Here is a 24,105-nt window from a genome sequence, read left to right as displayed (position 1 = left end):
TGAGCGCAGACGTGACGCCCCCCGCACGACGAAAGCGAGCACGGAGCTCCCATGAAGTTCACTGACGGCTACTGGCAGTCCCGCCACGGCGTGACGCTGCTGCGCCCCGCCGAGGTCCGCGACCTCGAGGTCGGCGACGACGGCAGGACACTGACGGCATACGCCCCCACGGCCCGCATCCACACCCGCGGCGACACGCTCAACCGCCCCCTGCTGACGGTCGAGTTCAGCTCCCCCATGCCCGACGTCATCCGCGTCCGGCTGGGCCGGCACCTGGGAGGGGGCCCGAGGCACCCGCAGTTCGGGGTCGACGGTGTCGCTGACGCGCCGGTCTGCGTGAGCGTCGACGACGACGGCGGGACGCTCACTGCCGGTGGCCTCAGCGTGCACGTCGCGAAGGGCCCCGGGTACGCGGTGAGCTTCCTTGCCGGCGGACGCCGCCTGACCGGGTCGATGCCGCGCGGCACCGGCGTCGCCCTCTTCGAGGACGACGACGTCTTCGCCGTCGACCAGCTGGCCCTCGGGGTCGGCGACCTCGTCTATGGGCTGGGCGAGCGCTTCGGTCCGCTCGTCAAGAACGGGCAGACCGTCGACATCTGGAACGCCGACGGCGGCACGAGCAGCGAGCAGGCCTACAAGAACGTGCCGTTCTACCTCACGAACGCGGGCTACGGGGTCTTCGTGCGGCACCCCGAGGAGGTGTCGTTCGAGGTGGCGTCGGAGGCGGTGTCCGCGACCCAGTTCTCCGTCGCAGGCGAGCAGCTCGAGTACTACGTCATCCACGGGCCCTCGCCGAAGGAGATCCTCGCGAGGTACACGGCTCTCACCGGCCGGGCCCCGCAGGTGCCGGCCTGGTCGTACGGTCTCTGGCTCTCCACGTCGTTCACGACGAGCTATGACGAGGCGACGGTCATGTCCTTCGTCGACGGCATGACCGAGCGCGGGCTGCCCCTGTCGGTCTTCCACTTCGACTGCTTCTGGATGCGCGAGTTCCACTGGTGCGACTTCGTCTGGGATCCCGCCACGTTCCCCGACCCCGCGGGGATGCTCCGGCGGCTCAAGGCAAAGGGCCTGCGGGTGTGCGTGTGGATCAACCCCTACATCGCGCAACGGTCGCACCTGTTCGCCGAGGGGATGGAGAAGGGCTACCTCGTGCGACGGCCCGACGGCAGCGTGTGGCAGTGGGACAAGTGGCAGGCCGGGATGGGCCTCGTCGACCTGACCAACCCGGCCGCCGTCGACTGGTTCACCGGTGAGCTCCACAAGCTGCTCGACCTGGGCGTCGACGCGTTCAAGACCGACTTCGGCGAGCGGATCCCGACGGATGTCGTCTGGCACGACGGCAGCGACCCGGAGCGGATGCACAACTACTACACGCATCTCTACAACCGCGCGGTCTTCGACCTGCTCCGGCGCACCAAGGGTGACGGGGAGGCGGTGCTCTTCGCCCGCTCCGCCACGGCGGGCGGGCAGCAGTTCCCGGTCCACTGGGGTGGCGACTGCGACTCGACGTTCCCGTCGATGGCCGAGTCGCTCCGGGGCGGGCTCTCCCTCGCCTACTCGGGGTTCGGCTACTGGTCCCACGACATCGGCGGCTTCGAGGGCACACCGGACCCTGCGGTCTTCAAGCGGTGGCTCGCCTTCGGGCTGCTCTCGAGCCACAGCCGGCTGCACGGGTCGGACTCCTACCGCGTGCCATGGGCGTTCGACGACGAGGCGGTCGAGGTGACGCGCCGCTTCACCCGGCTCAAGCTCGCCCTCATGCCCTACCTCGCGAGGGTCGCGCGGGAGGTGACGAGCGACGGCGTGGGGGTGATGCGTCCCCTGCTCCTCGAGTTCCCGGACGACCCGGCCGTGGCACACCTCGACCGCCAGTACACCCTCGGCGACTCGCTGCTCGTCGCGCCGGTGCTCTCGCACGAGGGCGCGGTCGACTACTACGTGCCCTCCGGCCGCTGGACCGGCCTGCTCGACGGACGCACGGTCACGGGCCCCGCGTGGGTGCGCGAACAGCACGGCTTCGACTCGGTTCCCCTGCTCGTCCGGCCCGACACGGTGCTGCCGCTCGGCGCTCGCAGCGACTCACCCGAGTACGCGTGGGCAGACGGCGTCACGCTGGCCCTCGTCGAGCTCGCCGACGGTGTCCGCGAGGTGACCGTCCCCGGCTTCGCGGGCGACGCCGACACCGTTTTCACCGTGGAGCGCACTGGCGAGGTCATCACCGCGCGACGGGCCTCGGGCCCCGACCTCGCGGGCGGCTTCCGGGTGCTCGTCGTGGGCGCCGGCAGTGCGGCGACCGTGGTCGGCGGGCGGGCGATCCCGCACCCGGACGACCTGCCGTATGCCGTCGGCGGCCTCCTCGTCGAGGCGGCGGACGAGGTCGTCGAGATCACCCTCGCCACCGGGCCGGCGTCATGACGACCCCGACCCGCGTGCGCTCCGCGACGGCCTCTCTCGCCCAGCGGTTCCCGGCGGGCTTCCGCTGGGGTGCCGCGACCGCGGCATACCAGATCGAGGGAAGCGTGCACGAGGACGGGCGCGGATCCTCCATCTGGGACACGTTCAGCCACACGCCGGGCCGCACGCTCGGGGGCGACACCGGCGACGTGGCCGTGGACCACTTCCACCGCTGGCGCGAGGACGTCGCACTCATGGCGGGACTCGGCCTGGGCGCCTACCGCTTCTCGATCGCGTGGCCGCGGGTCCAGCCGACCGGACGTGGCCCCGCAAACGAGAAGGGCCTCGACTTCTACTCGCGGCTCGTGGACTCCTTGCTGGACAAGGGGATCCAGCCCATCCCGACGCTCTACCACTGGGACCTGCCGCAGGCACTCGAGGATGCCGGCGGGTGGCCGGTGCGCGACACGGCCTACCGCTTCGCCGAGTATGCGGGCCTCGTCGCCCAGCGCCTCGGCGACCGGATCCCGTTGTGGCTGACGCTCAACGAACCGTGGTGCTCGGCCTACCTCGGCTACGCCGCGGGCGTGCACGCACCCGGACGTACCGAACCGGCGGCAGCCCTCGCCGCCGTGCACCACCTCAACCTCGCGCACGGACTCGGCGGGCGGGCGTTGCGGGCCGTCGCGGGCGACGACCTCGGGGTGGGCGCAGCGCTCAACTTCCACGTGCCGCGCCCCGTCGACCCGTCCAGCCCCGGAGACCTCGAGGCCGTGCGCAAGGTCGACGCCCTGGCGAACCGTGCGTTCCTCGGGCCCATGCTCGAGGGCCGCTATCCCGACGACCTGCTCCACGACGTCGCCGGCGTCAGCGACTTCGGGTTCGTCCACGACGGCGATCTCGAGCAGATCGCCGTGCCGCTGACGACCCTGGGCGTCAACTACTACGCGAGCTGCCTGGTGCGCCAGCACGTCGGGACCGGCCCGAAGCAGACGGCCGACGGCCATGGCGACGGCGCGAGCCCGTGGGTCGGGGCGGACGACGTCGAGTTCCCCGCCACGGCACCACCACACACCGCCATGGGCTGGAACATCGACCCTGCCGGGCTGACCGAGCTGCTCACCGGCCTCGCGAGGCGCTACCCGGGCCTGCCCCTGCTCATTACCGAGAACGGGGCGGCGTTCCCCGACCGGGTCGATGCGGACGGGCGAGTCCGCGACGCCGACCGGACGGCATACGTCCGGTCACACCTCGGGGCGGTGGCCGACGCGATCGACGCCGGCGCCGACGTGGGCGGCTACCTCGTCTGGTCACTGCTCGACAACTTCGAGTGGGCCTACGGCTACGAGCGGCGCTTCGGCATCGTGCACGTCGACTACGACACCCAGGTCCGGACCATCAAGGACTCCGGCCGGTGGTACGCCGGCCTCCTCGCCGTCCACGAGGCAGTCTCGCGAGGGGACGCGGCGCGCGACTGAGGAAGCGCACAAGCTCACGGTCGCCCAGCGCGCCGTCCTTGCGGACGCCGCGCCAGCCGCGCCACGGCTGACTTGCCCCCCCGGAAGCCCGCACGTCGAACGGCCCCGCCCACCTGTGGTGAGCGGGGCCGTTCGCGTCGGTCCGGCGGATGGGTGCTACCGGAGCGTGAAGGAGGAGATCCGCACCCCCTTGCCGAGGACGAGGTAGAGGTCCCCGTGGGCCACCGGCGCCGTGACCGAGGCCGTGACGGACCGGTACGAGTACACGCTGCCGGTCGGCGCCACGCTGGCCCGTCCGACGAGCGCGCCGGTCGGGGACCCGACACGCAGCTCGACGGTCGCGGGGGCTGGTCCGGCCAGCGCGGCCTGCGCGGTGAACGTCAGCGCCCGCTTGCCGAGGCGGGCGTCGCGGTAGACGGCCCAGCCTCCGGCCTCGGGGGCGGTGATCGACGTTCCGGAGGTCTTGGACTCGTCGACGAGGCTGATGCCGGAGTAGTCGTCGAAGTTCATGGCCCTCGTCGTCACGCTCAGGTCTCGCGGAGGCACGACCTCGCCCCGCACGTCCAGCGACGCCGTGGCGCGGATGTCCTCGACGGACCGGCCTACCAGGAGGTCGTGCACCGAGTCCTCGACGACCCAGCGCCCGCGCGTCACGTCCCAGACCGCGAGGTCGGCGGCCTTGACGGTGATCGCCACCTGCCGGGACTCGCCGGCGGCGAGCCGCACCTTGGCGAAACCGACCAGTCGCCGGTCCGGCTGGGGAGTGCGAGACGTTCGCTGGTGGTCGTAGAGCTGCACGACGTCCTCGCCCGCGCGGGTGCCGGTGTTGCGCACCGTCACCCGGACGGTGACCGTGCCGTCGGGTGCCACCGATCCGGGCGTGGCCGTGACCGGGCCGTACGCGAAGTCGGTGTAGCTGAGGCCGTGCCCGAAGGGGTAGAGCGGCGTGCCCTCGAAGTACTGGTAGGTGCGCTTGCTCTTGATGATGTCGTAGTCGTGGATGCTCGGCAGCTGGGTGCCTGCCCGGTACCACGTCTGCGTCAGGTGCCCGGAGGGGTTGATGTCGCCGAAGAGGACGTCGGCCAGGGCGTTGCCCGTCTCCTGACCGGCATGGGTCGTCCATACGATCGCGGGCACGGTCTGCTGCGCCCAGTCGATCGTCTCCGGGTAGGAGCTCTCGAGCACGAGCACTGTCTTCGGGTTGGCGGCGAGCACGGCCTCGACGAGACGCCGCTGGCCGGCGGGAAGGTCCATGCTCGTGCGGTCGCGGTTCTCGCGGCCGTTGATGAACGGCATGCTGCCGACGACGAGGACAGCAGCGTCGCTCCTCGCAGCCGCGGCGGCTGCCTGCGCGGCGCCGCTGCTCAGTGTCTCGCGCGTGAAACGGCTGGCCTCCGCCGCGGACTTCGCGTCGGCGCGCAGGATGCCGTCGTCCCCGACACGCACGTAGGTGCCGCCGCCGTACCAGCTCTCCCTCGTCTCGTAGCCGGCGTAGCGCAGGACCACCGACCCGTCGGGCTGGTCCTCGATCGCGAACTGCTGCTGCACGAACCACCCGTTCGGCTGCTTGTCCTTGGTGACGAAGGCGGACCAGTTGCTGCCCACGACATTGCCCGTCGCGACGTTGCGAAGCGTGACGACGTCCTCGCCCCAGTCGAAGACGTCGAACTGGGCGGCCGGACCTGCGGTGTCGGCCACCGCCGCGACCGTGTCGGCGTCGGTGGCGCCCCGTGAGGTCACATACTTGCCGGTTGCCTTGTCGCGCAGGGCGATCCGGTCGACGCCCTCGACGGTGCTCACCGAGCCGGAGCCGCCGAGCCGCTTGGCGATACCCGCGGCCGGGGTCACCGCGTAGGGGGCGTTGCCGCCGTACCAGTCGCCGTAGACCGTGTCGGCAAGCTGGCCGATCACGGCCACGCTCTTGTCCCGGGCGGCGTCGAGGGGCAGGGCGTCCTTCGAGTTCTTCAGCAGCACCATCGCCTCGGCCGCCGCGGTGCGAGCCAGCCGCTGGTGCTCCGGGGCGTTGACCTCCGAGGCCCCGAGCGCCCCGTACGGTCCGCCGTCGGGGTCGAACTCACCGAGCCGGAACCGCAGGGTCAGGGCATGCGACGCTGCTGCGTCGACGTCCGCCTCGGTCATGAACCCCTTGGCCAGCGCGTCCTTGACCGCGCTGGTCATCGGGGTCGGGTCGGCATTGTCCGCCACGTAGCCGTCGATGCCGGCCTTGAACATGGCCGCGTTCGCCTCGGGCTGGGTGTCGAAGTAGTGCTGGGACCCGACGAGGTTGCCCGGTGCGAAGGCGTCGCTGACGTTGAAGAGCGGCGTCTTCGAGACCGACCGCAGCTCGCCGATCAGGGGGTCGACCGTGGACGGGCGCCCATTGACGAGGTTGTAGGAGGCCATCATCCCGGTCGCAGCCCCCGCCGCCAGCGGCGCCTCGAACGCCTTGAGCTCGTACTCCTTCAGGACGCGCGGCGGCAGGTTGGACGACGAGGTGTCGCGCTGCGCCTCGTTGTTGTAGCCGATGAGGTGCTTGAGCGTGGGCGCGGCCTTCAGGTACGTCGGGTCGTGGCCCTGGATCCCCGAGCCGTAGGCCGTCGCGACGGCCCCGGTGAGCAGCGCGTCCTCGGAGTAGCCCTCCTCGTTGCGGCCCCACCGCGGGTCGCGCAGCAGGTTGACGACCGGAGCCCACAGGTTCAGGCCCCACACCTCGGGGTCCTTCGCGTGCATGCCGCGGGCCTCGTCGCCCACGGCGGAGCCGACCTGCTCGACGAGTGCCCGATCCCAGGTGCTGGCCAAGCCGAGTGCCTGGGGGAACTGGGTGGCGGTCGCGGTCACGCCGTTGCCGCCGTCGCGGTGGTTGTTCGACCAGGCGAGACCGTGGAGCGCCTCGGTGCCTGCCTTGAAGATGCCGATCCCCAGTCGGGGCACCGGTTGCTGGTACTGGTGCAGCAGCCCGATGCGCTCGTCGAGCGTGAGCCGGGCCATGAGGTCCTTGACCCGCTCCTCGATCGGGAGCCTGGGGTTGCGGAAGGGAAGGTCCGCTGTCGCGACGAGCGCACCGCTGGCGGCGTGCGGTGCGACCAGGGCTCCGGTCGCGGCCATGAGGGCTGCGGCCGCGAGGACCGCCGTCCGCCGGGTCTGCCTTCGCGTGACCGTTCGTGGGGGATGGACCACGGTGTCCTCCTGAAAGATTGTCGAAGCGCTTCGATTCGAAGCGCTTCGACTCTGTCAGTGCGGCCCGCGCCGGTCAAGGGTCGAACCAGTGGTCGAGCAGAGGTCGCGCACGGGGACGAGCACGGGTCGGGCCCGGGTGGCTAGCCTCTTCCCATGACGACCGCGTACCACGCCGATGCCTCGACCCTCGTGGACAAGGAGGTGCTGACGTGGGAAGGCTTCGGCGTCGCCGTCCGCGAGCTGGCGACGCTCGTGGCGGACTCGAGCTTCCGCCCCGACATCCTCGTCGCCGTCGCCAGGGGTGGGCTCATCCCCGGTGGCGGCCTCTCGTACGCGTTGGGCGTGAAGCTCACCGACGCGATCAACGTCGAGTTCTACACCGACGTCGAGGAGACGCTGCCCGACCCGGTGCTCCTCGCCCCGCACCTCGACCTCGACAGCATCAAGGGCCGCCAGATCCTCGTCGTCGACGACGTCGCCGACTCGGGGCGCACCCTCGCCCTCGTGCTGGCACTCATCCAGCAGCACGGCGCCGAGGCGCGCAGCGCCGTCCTCTACAGCAAGCCGCGGTCGGAGGTCACCCCCGACTACGTGTGGCGGGAGACCGACAGGTGGATCGTCTTCCCGTGGTCGGCCGAGCCGCCCGTGTCCGGCTCGCAGGTCACGGCGGACCCTCAGGCGGGCTGACCGCCGGCTCGAGGACGTGGACGACGACGGCCTGGTCGGCGTTGTTCGTGAAGCCGCCGAGGTTCCACTGGGGCTCGGTGGGCTGGACCCGTCCCGAGGCGTCCGTGGCCCGTGCCCTCAGCAGGTGCCGTCCCGGCCGCGCCTCCCACCCGAACGTGAACCTGCGCCACGCCCACCGGTCGGCGCCGCGGTCGAGCTCCGCGTCCGACCACGTCGCGCCGTCGTCGGTGCTCACCTCCACGCGTTCGACGGGGGCCCAGCCCGACCACGCCCGGCCCTGCAGGTCGACGGAACCCGCGCGGACGACGCGAGCGCGGGTCTGGAAGTCGGGGAAGCCCGGTGGCACGAGCAGGGCCCGCGGGTTGATGCGCGTGATCGCCTCACCCCGCTCGCCCCGCTCCTGGCGCAGGCGGTAGGCGACGGCGTTCTGGAACCCTTCGTACGGGTGGTCGAGCACCGTGACGCTCGTGAGCCACTTGACGTGCGCCATGCCGTACCAGCCCGGGACGACGAGCCGGACCGGGTGGCCGTGCTGGGGTGGCAGCGGGGCGCCGTTCATCTCGAAGGCGACGAGCACGTCGTCGCCGACGGCCTCGTCGAGGGTGAGGCCGCGCTCGTAGTCCTGCTCGACGCCGCGCTCGATGCCGTGGTCGAGACCGGCGAAGGCGACCGAGTGCGCCTGCGTCCGCAGGCCTGCCTCGTCGAGGAGTGCCCGCAGGGGTATGCCGGTCCAGTCGGCCGTGCCCACGGCACCGTTGAGCCAGGGCTGGCTGATCGCCCTGGGGCTCAAGGCTGCCCGTCCGTTGCCGGCGCACTCCATGGTCACCCGGACCGTGCGGGACGGCATCGAGCGGAGCCTCTCCAGGTCGACGGTGAGTGGCCGCTCGACCTCGCCCGTCACGGCCAGCTGCCACGTCGCGGCGTCCACGGACGGGATGTCGTAGTGGACGAGGACGTAGTGCAGCCCCGCGGGCGTGACGTCGTCGCGGAGCGCCTCCATGGGCATCGCGTGGTTCCGGCTCGCGAGCAGCAGCTCGTCGAGCGTGATGCCCTCGTCCGGGTCCGCGAGCCGGCCGGGTGCACTGATGTCGTCGACAGGAGTCGTCATGGCCCCACCTCCACGGCCGACGGTACTCTCGGACGCCCGCCGGCCGGCGCTCAGCTGAGGATGTCCGAGCGGCGGAAGCGGCGGTAGGCGAGCATCGTGAACGCGACGGCCCAGACGAGCGCCCACAGCGCACCGTGCAGCATGTCGGTGTAGTCGGGCGACACCGCGAGGGCGTCCATCCAGGCCCGGGAGTAGTGGCCGGGGAAGGCGTTGCGGTACGGGTCGAGGGCGTCGAGCTGGTCGAGGATGTTGAGCACGATGCTGACGAGGACCGCCCCGCCGACCGCCGCGAGGGGCGCGTCCGAGCGGGTGCCGAGCCAGAACGCCACGGCCGCGATGGGCAGCAGCGTCACGAAGATGTAGCCCATCGCGAGCGCGAGCCGCGGCAGGAACTGGCCCCACGTGAGGTTCTCGCCGATGGGGTTGGTCAGCGGGTCCCAGCCGTAGGCGAGGCCGCCGACGAGCAGGCCCCAGGCGGGGAGCAGGACGGTCGCGAGCAGGGTCGAGGCGACGCCGATGGCGAGCTTGCTCGTCAGCAGCCGCGCGCGCTGGACGGGCGCGATGAGCAGGTAGCGCAGCGACGCCCACGACGCCTCCGACGGCACGGCGTCGCCGCAGAACAGGGCGGCGAGGAGCACGAGCAGCAGCTCGGACGCGAGGAAGACGAGGACGAGGCTGAAGTTCGCGGCTCCGCTCTGGGCGAGGTCGAAGATGCGGGTCGTCGTGCCGCCGCGGCTGCTGTCGGACCGTTCCCCGAAGGCGAACGAGGCGACGAGGATGAGCGGCAGCGCGAGCAGTAGCCCGAAGGCCCAGGCCGTACGCCGCCTCCCCCACTGCCGGCCCAGCTCGGCGCGCCACGAGAGCGGGTCTCGCACCTGGGTCAGCTCGAGGGACGGCGGCGTGCGGGGAACGTGCGTCTTGGCGGTCAACGCGCCCTCACCTGCCTAAGTCGCTCGACGAGGGACGCTCCCTCGTCACCGGGCTCAGCCCCGTCGAGCGGCGCGGAGGCCGACGAGATGACGCCGAGGAAGACCTCTTCGAGGTGCCGCCTGCTGCTGACGCCGACGACGGGCAGCCCTCCCTCGACGGCAGCCGCGACGACCTCGGCCCGGCCTCGCTCGGCGACGACGACGAGGCGCGTGGGCGTGTCGACCCGCACGTCGGTGACGCCCCGGGTCGCCTCGAGGGCGTGGACACCGGCACTGACGACGTCGTGGTCGACGTGCTCACCGAGGTCGAGGATCGTCGTGTCGTCGCTGTCGACGAGGTCGGCGACCAGGCCCTGGGTGATGACGCGACCCGCGTGCATGACGACGACGTGGGTGCAGGTCATCTCGACCTCGGCGAGCAGGTGGCTGGACACGACGACGGTGCGACCGGTCTCGGCGTAGCGCTTGAGGATCGGGCGCATCGCCGCGATCTGCGGCGGGTCGAGCCCGTTGGTCGGCTCGTCGAGGACGAGCAGCTCGGGCAGGCCGAGCATGGCCTGCGCGATGCCGAGGCGCTGGCGCATGCCGTGGCTGTAGGACTTCACGGGGCGGTCCACGGCACCGCCGAGCGCCGCGACGTCGAGGGCCTCCGCGAAGTGGGCCTCCTCCGGCCTGCGACCGGTGGCGGCCCAGTACGCCTCGAGGTTCTGGCGGCCCGTGAGGTGTGGCAGGAAGCCGGGACCCTCGATGAGCGCGCCGACGCGGGCGAGCACCCGGGCGCCGGCGGTGACCGGCTCGCCGAGCACGTGGACGCTGCCGGCGTCCGACGAGATGAGGCCCATGACCATGCGCATCGTCGTCGTCTTGCCCGCGCCGTTGGGCCCGAGCAGGCCGACGACCTGGCCCTTCTCGGCGCGCCACGTCACGTCGTCGACGGCTCGGTGCCCGTCCGAGTAGGTCTTGACGAGGCCCTCGACCACGAGCGGGACGTCCGCCAGGTCGGGCCGCGACGGCAGGTGCCGCCGGCGCCGGCGGCGCACGAGCCAGCCGGCGAGGGCGAGGAGGAGCAGGAGCGCGAGGAGCGCGGACGCGATGAGCGTCTCGGTGTCGACACCAGCGACGGCGACGCGGCCGACCTCGGTACCGGTCGCCACGGGCAGCGTCAGCGCCGACGCGTCCTGGATGCGGATGCGGCTCGGCTCACGGGAGTTGGAGTACGTCGACTCGGTGCTCGTCAGCAGCACCCGCCACCGCGTGCCGGCGGGCATCTCGTAGGTCGCGGCCGGCAGCGAGATCGTGACGGGTGTCGGCCGGCCCGGCGTCACCGTCAGGCGCGCGGGCGCGACGAGCGGGTTGGTCAGCGTGACCGCGCCACCCGTGACCCGCCAGACCGAGGCGAAGAGGGTCACGTCGGACGTGTCGGACGTGACCGTGAAGCGCATCGTCGGCGAGCCGACGACCGTGGCCGCCTCGGCGATGGGGCTCGAGTCGAGCGCGGCGGACTGACCCGGCAGGGCCGCGACCTGGTAGGTGGACAGGCTGACCCCGAGGGCCGCGAGGCCGGGCACGGCGATGAGTGAGGCGGGCTGGCCACCGGGAGGGTGCAGCAGGCTGCCCCCGGTCGTCGTCAGCGGCAGCTCGCGGGTCTCGACGGGCGCTCCGGACAGCCCGGGGTATGCCGGCAGGTTGTGGAGCGCTGTCGGCTGTCCCGGGCGGCCGGCTGGGGTGCCGTAGGTGAATGCGGCTGTCGGGAGGGCGGACTCGCGCGGCGCCTTGTCGCGGACGTAGTGGTCCAGCCAGGTGTAGGACGCCTCGACCTCCTCGGCCTCGTGCGTGCTCGCGGCGTCGTGGCCGCCGTCGCTCCACCGGACGGCATACGGCGTGCCCGTGGCGGCGAGCGCGGACGCGGTGGCGTCCGCCTGGTCGAGCCCGAAGAGCGAGTCGGCGACGCCCTGGACGAGGAACGTCGGGGCGTGCACGGCATTCATCGTGGGCTTGGGGCTGTGCGCGCGCAGCAGCGCAGTGAGCTGGGGTGAGGCCTTCCCGGTCTCGGACGCCTGGACGAACAGGCGGCAGACGGTGGGGTCGAAGCGTCCGCAGCGGTCGGTGGCAGCGGCTCCCGCGCCGTTCTCCTCACCGGCGACGCCACGGAGCGCCGAGAGGAAGAAGTTGGTCGCCCAGACCTGCTTGAACGGGCCGGCGACGCCGATCGGGTGGCGGCCGGCCGCCGTGGTCGCGGACCGGGTCACCGCGGCCTGGGGGAAGAAGGCGTCGGCGAGGTCGTTCCACGTGATCGCCGAGACGACTCCGTCGACGCGCCTGTCGATGCCGGCGAGCATCAGGCCGAGCGCGCCTCCGTAGGACGCGCCCATGACCCCGGCGCGGGGGTCGCCGGGGCCGTCGAGCTCGACGTCGCGGCGCTTCGCTGCGAGGTCGAGCAACGCTCTGGCGTCGGCGATCTCGTAGGCCGGGTCGTTGAGGTGGATGCGACCACCCGACTGCCCGTGGCCGCGGGAGCTCCACGCGACGACGACGTAACCGCGCTCCTGCAGCTGGGCAGCCTCGTCGGCGACGGACTCCTTCGTACCGCCGAAGCCGTGAGCGAGCAGGACGACCGGGCGCCTCCCCGACGCCTGGGGCCAGACCGAGACGTCGAGCCGGACCTTGGTGCCGTCGGGCTCGGCGCCGACCGGCACGGTCAGGACCTCCGGCGTGGCGAGTTGGGTGGCCGACTCCGTGGTCGGCGCCGCTACTGAGCTGGGGGCGGGCGTCAGCGCCAGGCTCGACCCGAGGACGAGCGCGGCGACGAGGGGGGCCCGGACCGGCATGCCCACATCACATCACGCGCGAGTCGTTGAACCGTCATCGACCGTCTGGCGTCGGCCGGCCCGCGAGAGCTGTCAGTCCCGCTCCAGCCGCTTCTCCATCGCATACGCGACCGCGATGCAGACGACGAGCACCATGACCGGTGGCAGGTAGCGCAGGGCGCCGTCGAGCCGGAGCCAGTCGTAGGGAGCCGTGGTGAACCCGAAGTAGGACAGGTCGAGCAGGTAGCGCACCACGGGCAGCAGGCCGAAGACGATGCCGACGAGTCCGACGATGTTGACGACGAAACGCGACCCAGCGCCCGAGTCCTGCGAAGCAGCCATGGCCCCCAACCTACGACGCCCCGACCGCCGCACGTGGCGCGGCCTCGGGCGCGCCCTGCACCGCGCCCTGCACCGCGCCCTCACCCGTGGCGACGGAGGGAGCGCCGCCGTCACGGGTGAAGCCTCGGACGCCGCGGACGAGGACCGGCCAGCAGCCGGCCACGAGCATCCAGGCGGCGATGCCCACCATGAGGTCACGCGTCGCGAAGCGCTCACTGAGTGGGCCCGCGAGCACGTTGCCCAGCGGCAGCGCGATGAACGAGATGAGGACGTCCCACGAGACCACTCTGGCGAGACGGTCGTGCGGCACCCCCTGCTGGAGCGCGGTCTGCCAGCCGACGTCGAAGTAGAGCAGTCCGGCCTGCGCGACGGCGGCCATCGCGAGGATCGCCACGAGGCCCGAGCCCCACGCGAAGGAGAACGGGAAGAGCGGGAAGAGGCCGAGCGCGACGAAGGCCCAGAGCAGCATGCGTCGCGGCTGGAGCCGCAGTCCCACGAGCCCGCCGACGATGCCGCCCACGCCGAGGGCGGTCGTGATGAGGCCCAGCGCGTGCGCGCCGCCCAGGTCGCGCACGGCCGTCACCTCGACGAGGACGATGAAGGCGCCGCCGGCGACGTGGAACATCGCGGCGGACGTGAGACCCGTCCAGAGCCACTCACGGCTGCGGATCTCCCGCAGTCCGTCCCCGACCTCGGCGAGCAGGCCGACCCGCTGCGTGATGCGGTCGGTGCGCGCGTGAAGGCGCGCGACGCACACGGCCGACCATGCGAACGTCACGGCGTTGACGAGGAAGCCCGGCACCGACCCGAGCTGCGCGACGACGACGCCCGCGAGAACGGGGCCGGCGACCTGGGCAGAGGACTGGAGGAAGCTGACGGCGGCGTTCGAGCTCTGCAGCCCGGCCGCGGGGACGATGAGGGGACGGACGGCGACGAAGGCCGGGTAGAAGAACGCACCGGCCCCCGACGTGACCGCGGCGAGCGCGGCGAGGAGGGCCACCGGAGGGTCCCCGAGGGCGAAGGCGACCGCCAGGCCGCTGACCGAGAGTGCCCGCACGACGTCGGCGACGACCATGACCCGGTGCGGCGTCGTGCGGTCGGCCCAGACGCCGCCCAGGAGCGTGCACAGCAGCCGGGCGACCACGCCGCTCGCGAGGATGAGGCCGAGCTCACCCGCTCCCCCGCCCGTGAGGACGACCGCGACCGACAGCGCGATCGGGTTGAACGCGTCTCCGACCCACGACAGGCCCTGCCCGGTGAGGAGGAGGCGGAAGTCGCGGACGCGGAGGAGCTCGCGGATGGTCATGTCCCGAATGTAGTTAGACGTCTTACTATCTGTCAACGAATAGTCAGAGGGATCCGTCGATGGCTGCGCCGCTCTGCCACACTGGCGCCATGGCGAGAGCACCGCAGGACTCGGTCGACCGGCACGTCGCGCGATGGTCCGGGCTCATCGAGGGCATCGACCCGCAGGTGGAGGGTGCCATCACGCGCATGCAGGCGATCACCAAGCGGCTGAGGGCGGACAGCCACGCCAGCTACGCCGACACCGAGGACACGATCGAGGACTACTACACCCTCCACGCCCTCCTCATCCAGCCCTACCCGGAGCAGGCGACTCCTGCGCAGCTCGCCGACTCGTGCGGCATCACCCGCGCTGCCATGACCTCACGTCTCGACCGACTCGTCGCACGCGGTCACGTGACCCGCGACGTCGACCCGATCGACCGGCGGCGCATCCTGATCCGGCCCACGGCGTCAGGAAGAGCCCTGTGGGAGAAGGGAATCGCTGCGGGCATGTCGCGCGAGCAGGACGCCTTCTCGGTGCTCACGGCCAAGGAGCTCGTGACGCTCAACAGCCTGCTGCGCAAGGTCGTCCTGCACCTCGAGGAGGGTTGAGGGTCAGGCGGTGTCGTCGTCCACCCAGTCGAGGGTGCGCTCCACGGCCTTCTTCCACTGGCGGTAGAGACGCTCCCGCTCCCGCTCGCCGAGCTGCGGTGACCAGCGCCGGTCCTCACCCCAGTTGTCCCGGATCTCGTCGGTGCTCTCCCAGTAGCCCACGGCCAGCCCCGCGGCATACGCCGCACCGAGTGCCGTCGTCTCGGCGACGACCGGGCGCACCACGTCGACGCCGAGCAGGTCGGCCTGGAACTGCATGAGCGTCTCGTTCACGACCATCCCGCCGTCGACCTTGAGCTCCGTGAGCGGCACGCCGGAGTCTGCGTCCATGGCCTCGAGGACCTCGCGCGTCTGGAATGCCGTGGCCTCCAAGGCCGCCCGCGCGATGTGGCCCTTGTTGACGAAGCGCGTGAGACCGACGAGCGCGCCTCGCGCATCAGGTCGCCAGTGGGGTGCGAAGAGCCCGGAGAACGCGGGCACGAAGTAGGCGCCACCGTTGTCGTCGACGGTGGCGGCGAGCGCCTCGACCTCCTTGGCATCCTTGATGAGGCCGAGGTTGTCGCGGAGCCACTGCACCAGCGAGCCCGTGACGGCGATGGACCCCTCGAGCGCGTAGACCGGCTTGGCGTCGCCGAGCTGGTAGCAGACCGTCGTCAGCAGGCCGTTCTTCGACGCGACGATCTCCTCGCCGGTGTTGAGCAGCATGAAGTTGCCGGTGCCGTAGGTGTTCTTGGCCGTGCCGACGTCGAGGCAGGCCTGCCCGAAGGTGGCCGCCTGCTGGTCGCCCAGGATGCCGGCCACGGGGACGTCGATGAGGATGCCCGGCTTGCACGTGCCGTAGACCTCGGAAGACGACCTGATCTCGGGAAGCATCGCGAGCGGAATGCCCAGCTGCTCGGCGATCGACGCGTCCCAGTCCAGCGTGCGCAGGTCCATGAGCATCGTGCGCGACGCGTTCGTGACGTCGGTGACGTGCACACCGCCGTCAGAGGCGCCGCCGGTGAGGTTCCACAGCAGCCAGGAGTCGACGGTGCCGAAGAGCAGCTCGCCGGTCTCCGCGCGCTCGCGGGCGCCGTCGACGTGGTCGAGGATCCAGCGAGCCTTCGGCCCGGCGAAGTACGTCGCCAGTGGCAGCCCGGTGACGTCCTTGAACCGCTCGACGCCGCCGTCTCGGGCGAGCTCGTCGCAGATCGACTGGGTGCGGGTGTCCTGCCAGACGATGGCGTTGTGGACGGGTTCGCCGGTCGCCCGGTCCCAGACGACGGTCGTCTCGCGCTGGTTGGTGATGCCGACCGCGGCGACGTGGGTCGCGTTGAGGTTGGCCTTGCCCAGCGCCCCGCCGACGACGGCGCGGGTGTTCTGCCAGATCTCCAGGGGGTCGTGCTCGACCCAGCCGGCGCGCGGGAGGACCTGGCGGTGCTCGAGCTGGTCGACGGCCACGACCCCACCCCGCCTGTCGAACACCATGGCGCGGGTGCTCGTCGTCCCCTGGTCGATCGCCACGACATGGCTGCGCTGCTCCGTCGACATGAGCAGACCGTACCGTCGCGAGGTGAGGACGTCACCCGTGCGGGCGGTGGTTGCTCCGATCTCGTTGTCCGACAGACGAATTGGCGAACGGCGGGCTTGACTTGCAGTCGAACAGGTGTTCTACTGGAGGTGTGAGGAGTTGAGTCGTCGCAGGGAGAGGAGTGAGCCAGCGTGCCGTTCATTGCGCCGCCCCGCTCCGCCCTCGAGACGTCGCTCGAGGCCCTCCTCACCGGCGCCGGGATCGCTGTTCCCGCCACCGTGGACGATCCGCTCCCCTCGCTCCTCGCCGCGTCCGAGGCGGCTCTCGCCCGGATCGAGCGGCTTGAGGCGGAGAAGGCGCGCATCGAGGGACGCCTCGTCGACGCGTATGCCGCCCTCCACACCATCGAGGAGCAGCAGGCCACCGCCCTGGTCACCTCGTCACCCGTGCCGATCACCGTGACGCAGGTCGTCACCCAGGAGATCGCCTGCGCCACCGGCGTCGGGCCGGCCGAGGTGTCGCGCCGGCTCGAGCTCGCGACGGCACCACGTCGACACCGAGTGGTCCGCGAGGCGTTGCGCCGCGGCGAGGTCAGCCTCTACCGCGCGCTCCAGGTCGTCACCGAGACGCGGACCCTGCCCGATGAGCTCGTCGGTGACGTCGCGACGACGGTGCTCGCTCCTGCGCCGGACGGTTCGATCGCCTCACAGCGGCTGTTCTCGAGCCGCCTCCGGCGCTGCATCCGGGCGGCCGACGACCGCCGGTCGGACGAACGGGGGCGTTCCGCCGAGGCGGCGCGGACGGCATACGGCCGGGTGACCGAGGACGGCATGGGGACGTTCACCGTGACCGCGACGGCCGAGCGGGTCATCGCCGCGCTCGACCGGGCCGACGCGATGGCGCGGGCGGCCCGGGCCGCCGGCGACCCGCGCACCCTCGACCAGCTCCGGAGCGACGCCCTGTGCGATCTGGCGATCTTCGGCTCGCTGGGGTCGCAGGCGGGTTCGTTCACGTCCGCGCCGGCCGCGACGGTGCGCATCGTCGTGCCGTTCGAGGTCGCGGCCGGCCTGTCCGACGCGGCGTGTGAGCTACCCGGCCACGGCTGGGTCACAGCGGCGCACGCGCGGCGGATCATGACCGCACCGGGTTCGGTCTGGCAGCGGCTTGCCGTCGACGTCGAGACGGGTCGCGCGATCGAGCTCTCCACCGACTCCTACCGGCCGACGGCAGCCATGGTCGAGCACGTCCGGGCGGTCGACGGGGTGTGCCGCGGACCGGGATGCCAGACACCGGCCGACCGGTGCGACATCGACCACCTCGTCCCCTGGCCGGCCGGACCCACGAGCGTCACGAACGCCCAGTCGCTGAGCCGCGCATGCCACAACCCCAAGACCGCCCGTGTGTGGACGGCCGCTCGCGCGCCGGACGACGGCATCCGTTGGACGACCCTCGCCGGGCGTGACTACGTCACCTACCCCAAGGACTGGCGCGAGGCCCTCGACGACCCGGGCTCCAGCCCGCCACCTCGACCCAGGAACGACGACCCGCCACCCTTCTGAGCGCCACCTGTCCCCCGAGGCTGCGTGTAAGCGAGCGACTCCCGTGGTGCGGCCCCAGGTCGCTGCTGACTAGCCTCGAGCCGTGACTCTCGAGCAGCTGCAGGCCGAACTGACCTCCCGCCGAGGATTCGCAGCGCGGGTCGAGCCGCCGAAGGGGCTGCGTCGGTTCGGGGCGGGCGTCATCCTCGTCTTCGTGCTGTTCGGCGGGATCGGGCTGGCCGTGCAGGGTCGGTGGGAGGCGTGGCCATCTGTCCTCGCCTGGGTGGCCGTGGGTCTGGTGGTCCTGCTGGCCGGCCTCGTCCGCGAGCGGCTGCTCCTGCGGTCGATGCACACGGCCTACCGGGACCGCGGCTGGGTCGCGTCGCAGGTCCCGATCGGCCTGGTCCGCGACGACTCGGGCGAAGGGTCGAGCCGGCTGCGGCGCGACACCGCCCTCACCTCCGGAAAGGTCGACGACGCGACCATGGTCGTGCTCGTCGGAGGCCCCGATACTCCGGGAGCGAACGTCCGGGCGGGGGCGCAGGCGACACGGGAGTCCCTCGCGCGCCTGACGCCGGAGGCGGAGAGGGACCTCTGCGAGCGGCTGCGCACGAGAGTGCTCTACCGGGACCAGGACGCCGCCGCGTTCCTTCCGGTGCCGTCGGGCACCCGCCTCACGGTGCAGGCGGGGAGCTCGGCCTTCGTCCTCGTGATCCCGGCCCGCGAGGGCCGTCGCCGAGGCCCGGGCTACCACGCCATCCGGGTCGAGCACGCGGCTGGCTAGAGTGGCGGTCTCGGCAGTGACGTGAAGGGATATCGATGACGAGCCCAGTGCGACTCGACCCGGACTACCGCACGCGGGCGTGGAAGCGCCTCGCGACCAAGCAGTTCGACGTGCTCGTCATCGGCGGCGGTGTGACCGGCGGCGGGGTCGCCCTCGACGCGGCCACGCGCGGACTCTCGACCGCCCTCGTGGAGCAGCGCGACTTCGGCTCGGGCACGTCGTCGCGCAGCTCGAAGCTCTTCCACGGCGGCCTGCGCTACCTCGAGCAGATGAACTTCGACCTGGTGCGGGAGGCGCTCAAGGAGCGTGAGCTCATGCTGAGCCGCATCGCGCCGCACCTCGTCAAGCCCGTCTCCTTCCTCTACCCGCTGACGAGCCGGGGTTGGGAACGCCCTTACGTCACAGCCGGGCTCACGCTCTACGACTCGATGGGCGGGGCGCGGTCGGTGCCGCGGCACCGGCAGCTGACCCGCACCGGCGCCCTCAAGCTCGCCCCAGCCCTCAAGCGCGAGGCCCTCACCGGCGCACTCCTCTACTACGACGCCCAGGCCGACGACGCCCGGCACACGCTGACCACGGTTCGCACCGCCGCCGCCTACGGCGCGACAGTTGTCGCGTCGGCTCGCGTCGTCGACCTGCTCCGGGCCGGCGAGCGCGTCGTCGGCGCCGTCGTCGAGGACGTCGAGAGCGGCGAGCGAACCGAGGTCCACGCGTCCGTCGTCATCAACTGCACCGGCGTGTGGACCGACGACATCCAGACCATGGCCGGCGGCCGCGGCCGCTTCCACGTGCGGGCCAGCAAGGGCGTGCACATCGTCGTCGCGCGCGACCGCATCAACTCGGAGACCGGCCTCATCCTGCGCACCGAGAAGTCCGTGCTCTTCGTCATCCCGTGGGGCACGCACTGGATCATCGGCACCACCGACACCGACTGGGAGCTCGACCGCGCCCACCCGGCCGCGACGCGCGCCGACATCGACTACATCCTCGAGCACATCAACACCGTGCTGAAGGTGCCGCTGACCCACGACGACATCCAGGGCGTCTACGCGGGGCTGCGACCCCTGCTCTCCGGCGAGAGCGAGGACACCAGCCAGCTCTCGCGCGAGCACGCGGTGGCCCGACCGCAGCCCGGCCTCATCTCCATCGCGGGCGGCAAGTACACGACCTACCGCGTCATGGCCGCCGACGCCGTGGACGCGGCGCGGGAGGACATCGGCGGCGACGTGTCCGACAGCGTCACGGAGTTCATCCCGCTCTCCGGTGCCGAGGGCTACGTCGCCCTCGTCAACCAGATCGACCGGCTCGCCCGCCACCAGGACCTGCCGGTCTGGCGGATCACGCACCTGCTCGAGCGCTACGGCTCGCTCGTCCACGAGCTCTTCGCCCTCGCCGAGGACGACCGCACGCTTTACGAGCCGCTCCCCGGCGCCGAGGAGTACCTCAAGGTCGAGGCGCTGTATGCCGCGACGCACGAGGGGGCGTTGCACCTCGACGACCTCCTCGCGCGCCGCACCCGCATCTCCATCGAGACGCCGAGCCGGGGGGTCGACAGCGCCCGCGCGGTCGCCGAGATCGTCGCGCCGGTCCTCGGGTGGGACGCCGCCCGGGTCGACGCCGAGGTCGACGCATACATCGCCCGCGTCGAGGCCGAGCTCGAGTCGCAGAAGGAGCTCGCCGACTCCGAGGCCAACGCCGAGCGCCTCAGCGCCCCCGACGTGCGCCGAATCCCGGTGAGCCGGGCCGCCGACGTGCACTGAGCGCGCGAATCCGCGATCGAGGCCGCCGCGCCGGACCGCTTCCTACACTGGCTGGGTGAGGACCCGAGGACGGGTGGGCGCGATCGCTGCTGCGGTCATGGTCGTCGCCCTGCTCGCCGCCGGCTGCGGCGCCCCGAACCCGACGGCGGCCCGTCTCGAGGCCCACTCGACCGGCCACGCGGCAGCTGCGAAACCGGGCCACACGGCATCCGCCGGCTCCGACCACGACGCCAAGCCCGCCGCACCAACCCGGCCGGTGCCGCTGCGCGCCGGCGAGTCCCTGCGCACCGTCGCCTCTCCCGTGGCGTACACGCCGAAGGCCCCGACGACGGGCACCGACGACTACCGCTGCTTCGTCCTCGACCCACGCCTCACCCGCGACGCCTACGTCACCGGCTTCGACATCACCCCCGGCCAGCCGTCCGAGGTGCACCACGTCATCCTCTTCCGCGTGCCACCTTCGGCCGCGGCGGCCGCGCGCGCCCGCGACGCAGAGAGCCGCGGCAACGGCTGGACCTGCTTCGGCGGCACGGGGCTCGGCTCGCGCGGCGCGACGCTCGACGACGCACCCTGGGTCGGCGCGTGGGCCCCCGGCGGCCGCGAGAACGTCCTGCCCGCCGACGTCGGCATCCCCCTCGAACGCGGCTCGCTCCTGGTCATGCAGGTGCACTACAACCTGCGGAACGGCTCCGAGCCCGACCGCACGTCTGTTGCGCTGCGACTCTCCTCGTCGTCGAAGCTGAAGGCGCTCGAGACCATGCTCTACCCCGCACCGGTCGAGCTGCCTTGCCGCGCAGGCAGGTCCGGGCCTCTGTGTGACCGATCGGCAGCCGTGGCCGACGTGACAGAGCGCTTCGGTGCGATGTCCCCGCACATCGTCAACGGGCTGCTGCTCGTCTGCTCCGGCACGGTCATCCCGACCCCCGGCAGGACCCAGTCGTGCACGCGCACCGTCGACGAGGACGCCACGGTACGCGCCGTCGCCGGCCACATGCACCTGCTCGGCTCGTCGCTGCGCATCGACCTCAACCCCGGCACCGCGAGGGCGCGCACCCTGCTCGACATCGCGGCCTGGGACTTCGACAACCAGGCTGCAGTGCCGGTCGCCGCGACGAGGATCCGGCCGGGCGACTCGATCCGCGTCAGCTGCACCCACGACCAGGCCTGGCGCGACCGTATCCCGGACCTCAAGGGGCTGCCGGAGCGCTACGTCGTGTGGGGCGAGGGGACCACCGACGAGATGTGCCTGGGGCTGCTCAGCGTCACCCGGCCGTGAAGAACGACGGCGAATGACCAAGAATGACCCGGTGAGCACTGACGTCCTCGTCGTCGGCGGCGCCGGCGTCGACACCATCGTGCGCGTCGACGCGCTGCCCGTCCCGCTCGCCGACTCGCACGTCGTGCCCCCCATCGACACCGTCGTGGGCCACACGGGCAGCGGCGTCGCGCTCGGCTGCCACCGGCTCGGCATCACGACGCGGTTCGTCGACGTCATCGGCGACGACCACGAGGGCCGCATGCTGGTGGGCCGCTTCGCCGCGGAGGGCCTGCCCTTCGACCACGTCATCCACAAGAGCGGCACGCGTCGCGCGGTCAACCTCGTCGACGCCGCCGGCCGGCGGATGTCGTTCTACGACCCGCGTCACCCCTACGACCTCGCGCCCGACCCGTCGCTGTGGCGCCGACACCTGCCGGGCGCCCGCCACGTGCACGCGTCGATCATGCCGTGGACCGTGGCCGCGCTCGAGGACGCCCGCGCGGCCGGGGCCACCACCTCCACCGACCTGCACGACTGGGACGGGCGCAACCCGCACCACAAGCCGTTCGCGTATGCCGCCGACCTCGTCTTCGTGTCGGGCTCACGCCTCGACGGGGTCGAGGACGACATCGTCGCCGACGTGCTCGACCGCGGTCGTGCGCGGCTCGTCGTCGTCATGGACGGAGCGCACGGCAGCCGGGTCACCGTGCGCGACGGTGGCACGTTCGCGGTCGCCGCCGTCGACCTGCCGGGCCGGCCGGCCATCGACTCCAACGGCGCCGGCGACGCATACGTCGCGGCCTTCCTCAGGACGTGGCTGGGTGGCGGCGACACCCGGGCCGCTGCGCGGGCGGGCACCGTGGCCGGCGCGTGGGCGTGCGGCACCGAGGGAACCCACTCGAGCCTCATCGACGACGGCGAGCTGTCGCGTCAGCTCGCCGCCCGCTACGGGGCCGGCGCGGGTCGGGCCTGACCGATCCCCTGCCCCGGACCGCGGTCGCTCACTGCGCGGGAGCGTCGCCGGAGGGACCACCGGACTGGTCGCCGGCGATGTTGACGAGCCAGCTGATGCCGAAACGGTCGGTGACCATGCCGAACTCGTCGCCCCACATCTGCTTCTCGAGGGGCATCGTGACGTTGCCGCCGTCGGCGAGCTTGTCCCAGTAGCCGCGCAGCTCGTCGCTGTCGTCACCGCTCAGGCTGACGGCGATGTTGGTGCCCGGGTCGTACGTCATGCCCTCAGGGGTGTCGGCGGCCATGATCGTGTAGCCGCTGGGGCTCTCGAGCATGGCGTGCATGACCTTGTCGGCGCTCGGGCCGGTGTCGCCGTACTCGCCGAACGTGTTGAGGGCGAGCTCACCACCGAAGACGGACTTGTAGAACTCCATCGCGTCGCGGGCGTTGTCCTTGAAGCTGATGTAGGGGTTGAGGCGGGTTGCCATGACCGTGCTCCTCTCGGGGAAGTGGGTGTCTCTCACCTTAGGACGGACGCCCGACACGCACGTGGGCTTCGGGGGCGTCAGTAGGAGCGCCGCGACCGGGTCGCCCCACGGTTCGAACCGAGGGGCGCCTGGGGTCTGCCGTCGTCGGTCGGCCCGAGCCCGCCCTGGCAGCCGGGGCAGTAGAACATCGTGCGCTCGCGGTTCGGGTCGCCGATGGGGGCGACGCGCACCGTCGCGCCGCAGCGCCGGCACGGTCGCCCACTCCTCGCGTGCACGTAGTGCGCGTCGTCGGCCCGGTAGCTGCCGGTGCTCGTCTGCGTGGCGTGCCGGCGCCCGTTGTCTATGAGCCGCTGGGCGCGCGAGACGATGCGCTCGAGCACCGATCGGTCGAGCTCGCCGGCCGTTGTCCACGGCGGCACCCGCTCGAGGAAGAGCGCCTCGGCGCACCACAACGTGCCCACGCCGGCCAGGTTGCGCTGGTCGAGCAGCGCCTGCCCGACCGGCGCCCGGCTAGCGGCGACGTTGTCGACGGCGCGCCCGAGGTCCCAGTCCGCGCCGAGCACGTCCGGCCCTAGGTGCCCGACGAGCTCGCCCTCGCGCGCCGTCGGCAGGAGGTCGAGCATCCCCAGGCGCAGGCCGAGCGCCGTCCAGTCCGCAGCGCCGAGGAGCGCCCGCAGCTGCGGGTTGCGCCGCCACCGGTCGGACAGCCCGGCCGTCGCCTCGACGCGCCACTGTCCCTCCATGCGCAGGTGCGAGTGCAATGTCAGGCCGCCCTCGATGCGGTGCAGGATGTGCTTCCCACGGCTCACGACCTCGATCGTCGCGCGGCCGGTGAGGTCGGCCGTCGAGATCTCCGGCCATCGCAGGTCCGACTCGACGATGTCGCGGCCGGCGAGGGCCTCGTGCAGCCGGGCCGCCGTGCGCCAGACGGTGTCTCCCTCGGGCACGGCACCTCCTGACCTTCATCGGGCGTTCACCTACGGGGCTCC

The 24,105-nt window shown here is 72.1% G+C and carries 18 protein-coding genes; 9 read left to right on the top strand and 9 right to left on the bottom strand.

The genetic code is table 11. The annotated features are described in order from the left end of the window. Positions 1 to 51 precede the first annotated feature (51 nt). Both yicI and H9I49_RS05620 read left to right on the top strand, forming a co-directional pair. Positions 52 to 2,418 carry an alpha-xylosidase gene (gene yicI, locus H9I49_RS05625; RefSeq protein ID WP_188029288.1) on the top strand — a complete coding sequence of 789 codons (2,367 nt, stop codon included), beginning with the start codon at positions 52 to 54 and terminating at the stop codon, positions 2,416 to 2,418. Next, positions 2,415 to 3,875, top strand: a complete 1,461-nt coding sequence (locus H9I49_RS05620) for a GH1 family beta-glucosidase (RefSeq protein ID WP_188029287.1) — start codon at positions 2,415 to 2,417, stop codon at positions 3,873 to 3,875. Before yicI ends, H9I49_RS05620 begins: the two co-directional genes overlap by 4 nt. Positions 3,876 to 4,031: 156 nt before the next feature. Here H9I49_RS05620 and H9I49_RS05615 read toward each other — a convergent pair whose 3' ends face one another. After that, positions 4,032 to 7,052: a glycoside hydrolase family 3 protein gene (locus H9I49_RS05615; protein WP_223128259.1), complete on the bottom strand. Its 3,021-nt coding sequence runs from the start codon at positions 7,050 to 7,052 to the stop codon at positions 4,032 to 4,034. Between the two features lie 153 nt (positions 7,053 to 7,205). Between H9I49_RS05615 and H9I49_RS05610 the strand changes: the two genes are divergently transcribed. Next, positions 7,206 to 7,739, top strand: coding sequence for a phosphoribosyltransferase (locus H9I49_RS05610; RefSeq protein WP_188029286.1), 534 nt, complete (start codon positions 7,206 to 7,208; stop codon positions 7,737 to 7,739). Here H9I49_RS05610 and H9I49_RS05605 read toward each other — a convergent pair. The 5 genes from H9I49_RS05605 to H9I49_RS05585 form a co-directional block, all read right to left on the bottom strand. After that, entirely contained in the window at positions 7,714 to 8,847 is a 1,134-nt protein-coding gene (locus H9I49_RS05605; RefSeq protein ID WP_188029285.1) for a sulfite oxidase, read from the bottom strand. The two genes, H9I49_RS05610 and H9I49_RS05605, sit on opposite strands and share 26 nt — an antisense overlap. 50 nt (positions 8,848 to 8,897) lie before the next feature. Continuing rightward, positions 8,898 to 9,776, bottom strand: a complete 879-nt coding sequence (locus H9I49_RS05600) for an ABC transporter permease (RefSeq protein ID WP_223128258.1) — start codon at positions 9,774 to 9,776, stop codon at positions 8,898 to 8,900. Beyond that, positions 9,773 to 12,604 carry an alpha/beta fold hydrolase gene (locus H9I49_RS05595; protein WP_223128257.1) on the bottom strand — a complete coding sequence of 944 codons (2,832 nt, stop codon included), beginning with the start codon at positions 12,602 to 12,604 and terminating at the stop codon, positions 9,773 to 9,775. The genes H9I49_RS05600 and H9I49_RS05595 overlap by 4 nt, the downstream gene beginning before the upstream one ends. 72 nt (positions 12,605 to 12,676) lie before the next feature. Beyond that, positions 12,677 to 12,925, bottom strand: coding sequence for a hypothetical protein (locus tag H9I49_RS05590; protein ID WP_188029283.1), 249 nt, complete (start codon positions 12,923 to 12,925; stop codon positions 12,677 to 12,679). Positions 12,926 to 12,935: 10 nt separating this feature from the next. Further along, the gene (locus tag H9I49_RS05585) at positions 12,936 to 14,231 is read right to left on the bottom strand and encodes an MFS transporter (RefSeq protein ID WP_188029282.1); all 1,296 of its coding nucleotides are present in this window, start codon (positions 14,229 to 14,231) and stop codon (positions 12,936 to 12,938) included. 89 nt (positions 14,232 to 14,320) lie between these two features. On the opposite strand from H9I49_RS05585, the gene H9I49_RS05580 reads away from it, so the two are divergent. After that, complete coding sequence (locus tag H9I49_RS05580; RefSeq protein WP_188029281.1) at positions 14,321 to 14,824, top strand: MarR family winged helix-turn-helix transcriptional regulator; 504 nt, start codon at positions 14,321 to 14,323, stop codon at positions 14,822 to 14,824. A 3-nt stretch (positions 14,825 to 14,827) separates the two neighbouring features. On the opposite strand, the gene glpK is transcribed toward H9I49_RS05580, so the two are convergent. Beyond that, positions 14,828 to 16,354: a glycerol kinase GlpK gene (gene glpK, locus H9I49_RS05575; protein WP_188029280.1), complete on the bottom strand. Its 1,527-nt coding sequence runs from the start codon at positions 16,352 to 16,354 to the stop codon at positions 14,828 to 14,830. Between the two features lie 171 nt (positions 16,355 to 16,525). On the opposite strand from glpK, the gene H9I49_RS05570 reads away from it, so the two are divergent. The 5 genes from H9I49_RS05570 to H9I49_RS05550 all read left to right on the top strand — a co-directional run bounded on the left by H9I49_RS05570 (position 16,526) and on the right by H9I49_RS05550 (position 22,647). Continuing rightward, positions 16,526 to 17,893 carry an HNH endonuclease signature motif containing protein gene (locus H9I49_RS05570; protein WP_188029279.1) on the top strand — a complete coding sequence of 456 codons (1,368 nt, stop codon included), beginning with the start codon at positions 16,526 to 16,528 and terminating at the stop codon, positions 17,891 to 17,893. A gap of 82 nt (positions 17,894 to 17,975) precedes the next feature. Continuing rightward, a complete protein-coding gene (locus H9I49_RS05565) occupies positions 17,976 to 18,656 on the top strand; it encodes a hypothetical protein (protein WP_188029278.1) in 681 nt (226 codons plus the stop codon). Positions 18,657 to 18,691: 35 nt separating this feature from the next. Beyond that, entirely contained in the window at positions 18,692 to 20,416 is a 1,725-nt protein-coding gene (locus H9I49_RS05560; protein ID WP_188029277.1) for a glycerol-3-phosphate dehydrogenase/oxidase, read from the top strand. A 55-nt stretch (positions 20,417 to 20,471) separates the two neighbouring features. Further along, on the top strand, positions 20,472 to 21,692 hold the full coding sequence (locus H9I49_RS05555) for a hypothetical protein (protein WP_370587441.1): 1,221 nt from the start codon (positions 20,472 to 20,474) through the stop codon (positions 21,690 to 21,692). Positions 21,693 to 21,723: 31 nt separating this feature from the next. Then, a complete protein-coding gene (locus tag H9I49_RS05550) occupies positions 21,724 to 22,647 on the top strand; it encodes a carbohydrate kinase family protein (protein WP_370587440.1) in 924 nt (307 codons plus the stop codon). A 28-nt stretch (positions 22,648 to 22,675) separates the two neighbouring features. Here H9I49_RS05550 and H9I49_RS05545 read toward each other — a convergent pair whose 3' ends face one another. Together H9I49_RS05545 and H9I49_RS05540 are read right to left on the bottom strand one after the other, a co-directional pair. Beyond that, positions 22,676 to 23,116, bottom strand: coding sequence for a VOC family protein (locus tag H9I49_RS05545; RefSeq protein WP_188029275.1), 441 nt, complete (start codon positions 23,114 to 23,116; stop codon positions 22,676 to 22,678). A 77-nt stretch (positions 23,117 to 23,193) separates the two neighbouring features. Then, positions 23,194 to 24,063, bottom strand: a complete 870-nt coding sequence (locus tag H9I49_RS05540) for an Fpg/Nei family DNA glycosylase (protein ID WP_188029274.1) — start codon at positions 24,061 to 24,063, stop codon at positions 23,194 to 23,196. Positions 24,064 to 24,105: the final 42 nt, after the last annotated feature.

This window comes from Terrabacter sp. MAHUQ-38 (assembly GCF_014518425.1).
Taxonomy (GTDB): domain Bacteria; phylum Actinomycetota; class Actinomycetes; order Actinomycetales; family Dermatophilaceae; genus Terrabacter.
Note: the sequence above shows the minus strand (reverse complement) of the source record. Positions and strands in the feature narration are given on the sequence as shown.

Coding starts and splice junctions, on each gene's coding strand:
- yicI (WP_188029288.1), top strand. CDS start 52: ATGAAGTTCACTGACGGCTACTGGCAGTCCCGCCACGGCGTGACGCTG.
- H9I49_RS05545 (WP_188029275.1), bottom strand. CDS start 23,116: ATGGCAACCCGCCTCAACCCCTACATCAGCTTCAAGGACAACGCCCGC.
- H9I49_RS05620 (WP_188029287.1), top strand. CDS start 2,415: ATGACGACCCCGACCCGCGTGCGCTCCGCGACGGCCTCTCTCGCCCAG.
- H9I49_RS05580 (WP_188029281.1), top strand. CDS start 14,321: ATGGCGAGAGCACCGCAGGACTCGGTCGACCGGCACGTCGCGCGATGG.
- H9I49_RS05560 (WP_188029277.1), top strand. CDS start 18,692: ATGACGAGCCCAGTGCGACTCGACCCGGACTACCGCACGCGGGCGTGG.
- H9I49_RS05610 (WP_188029286.1), top strand. CDS start 7,206: ATGACGACCGCGTACCACGCCGATGCCTCGACCCTCGTGGACAAGGAG.
- H9I49_RS05605 (WP_188029285.1), bottom strand. CDS start 8,847: ATGACGACTCCTGTCGACGACATCAGTGCACCCGGCCGGCTCGCGGAC.
- H9I49_RS05590 (WP_188029283.1), bottom strand. CDS start 12,925: ATGGCTGCTTCGCAGGACTCGGGCGCTGGGTCGCGTTTCGTCGTCAAC.
- H9I49_RS05585 (WP_188029282.1), bottom strand. CDS start 14,231: ATGACCATCCGCGAGCTCCTCCGCGTCCGCGACTTCCGCCTCCTCCTC.
- glpK (WP_188029280.1), bottom strand. CDS start 16,354: ATGTCGACGGAGCAGCGCAGCCATGTCGTGGCGATCGACCAGGGGACG.
- H9I49_RS05595 (WP_223128257.1), bottom strand. CDS start 12,604: ATGCCGGTCCGGGCCCCCCTCGTCGCCGCGCTCGTCCTCGGGTCGAGC.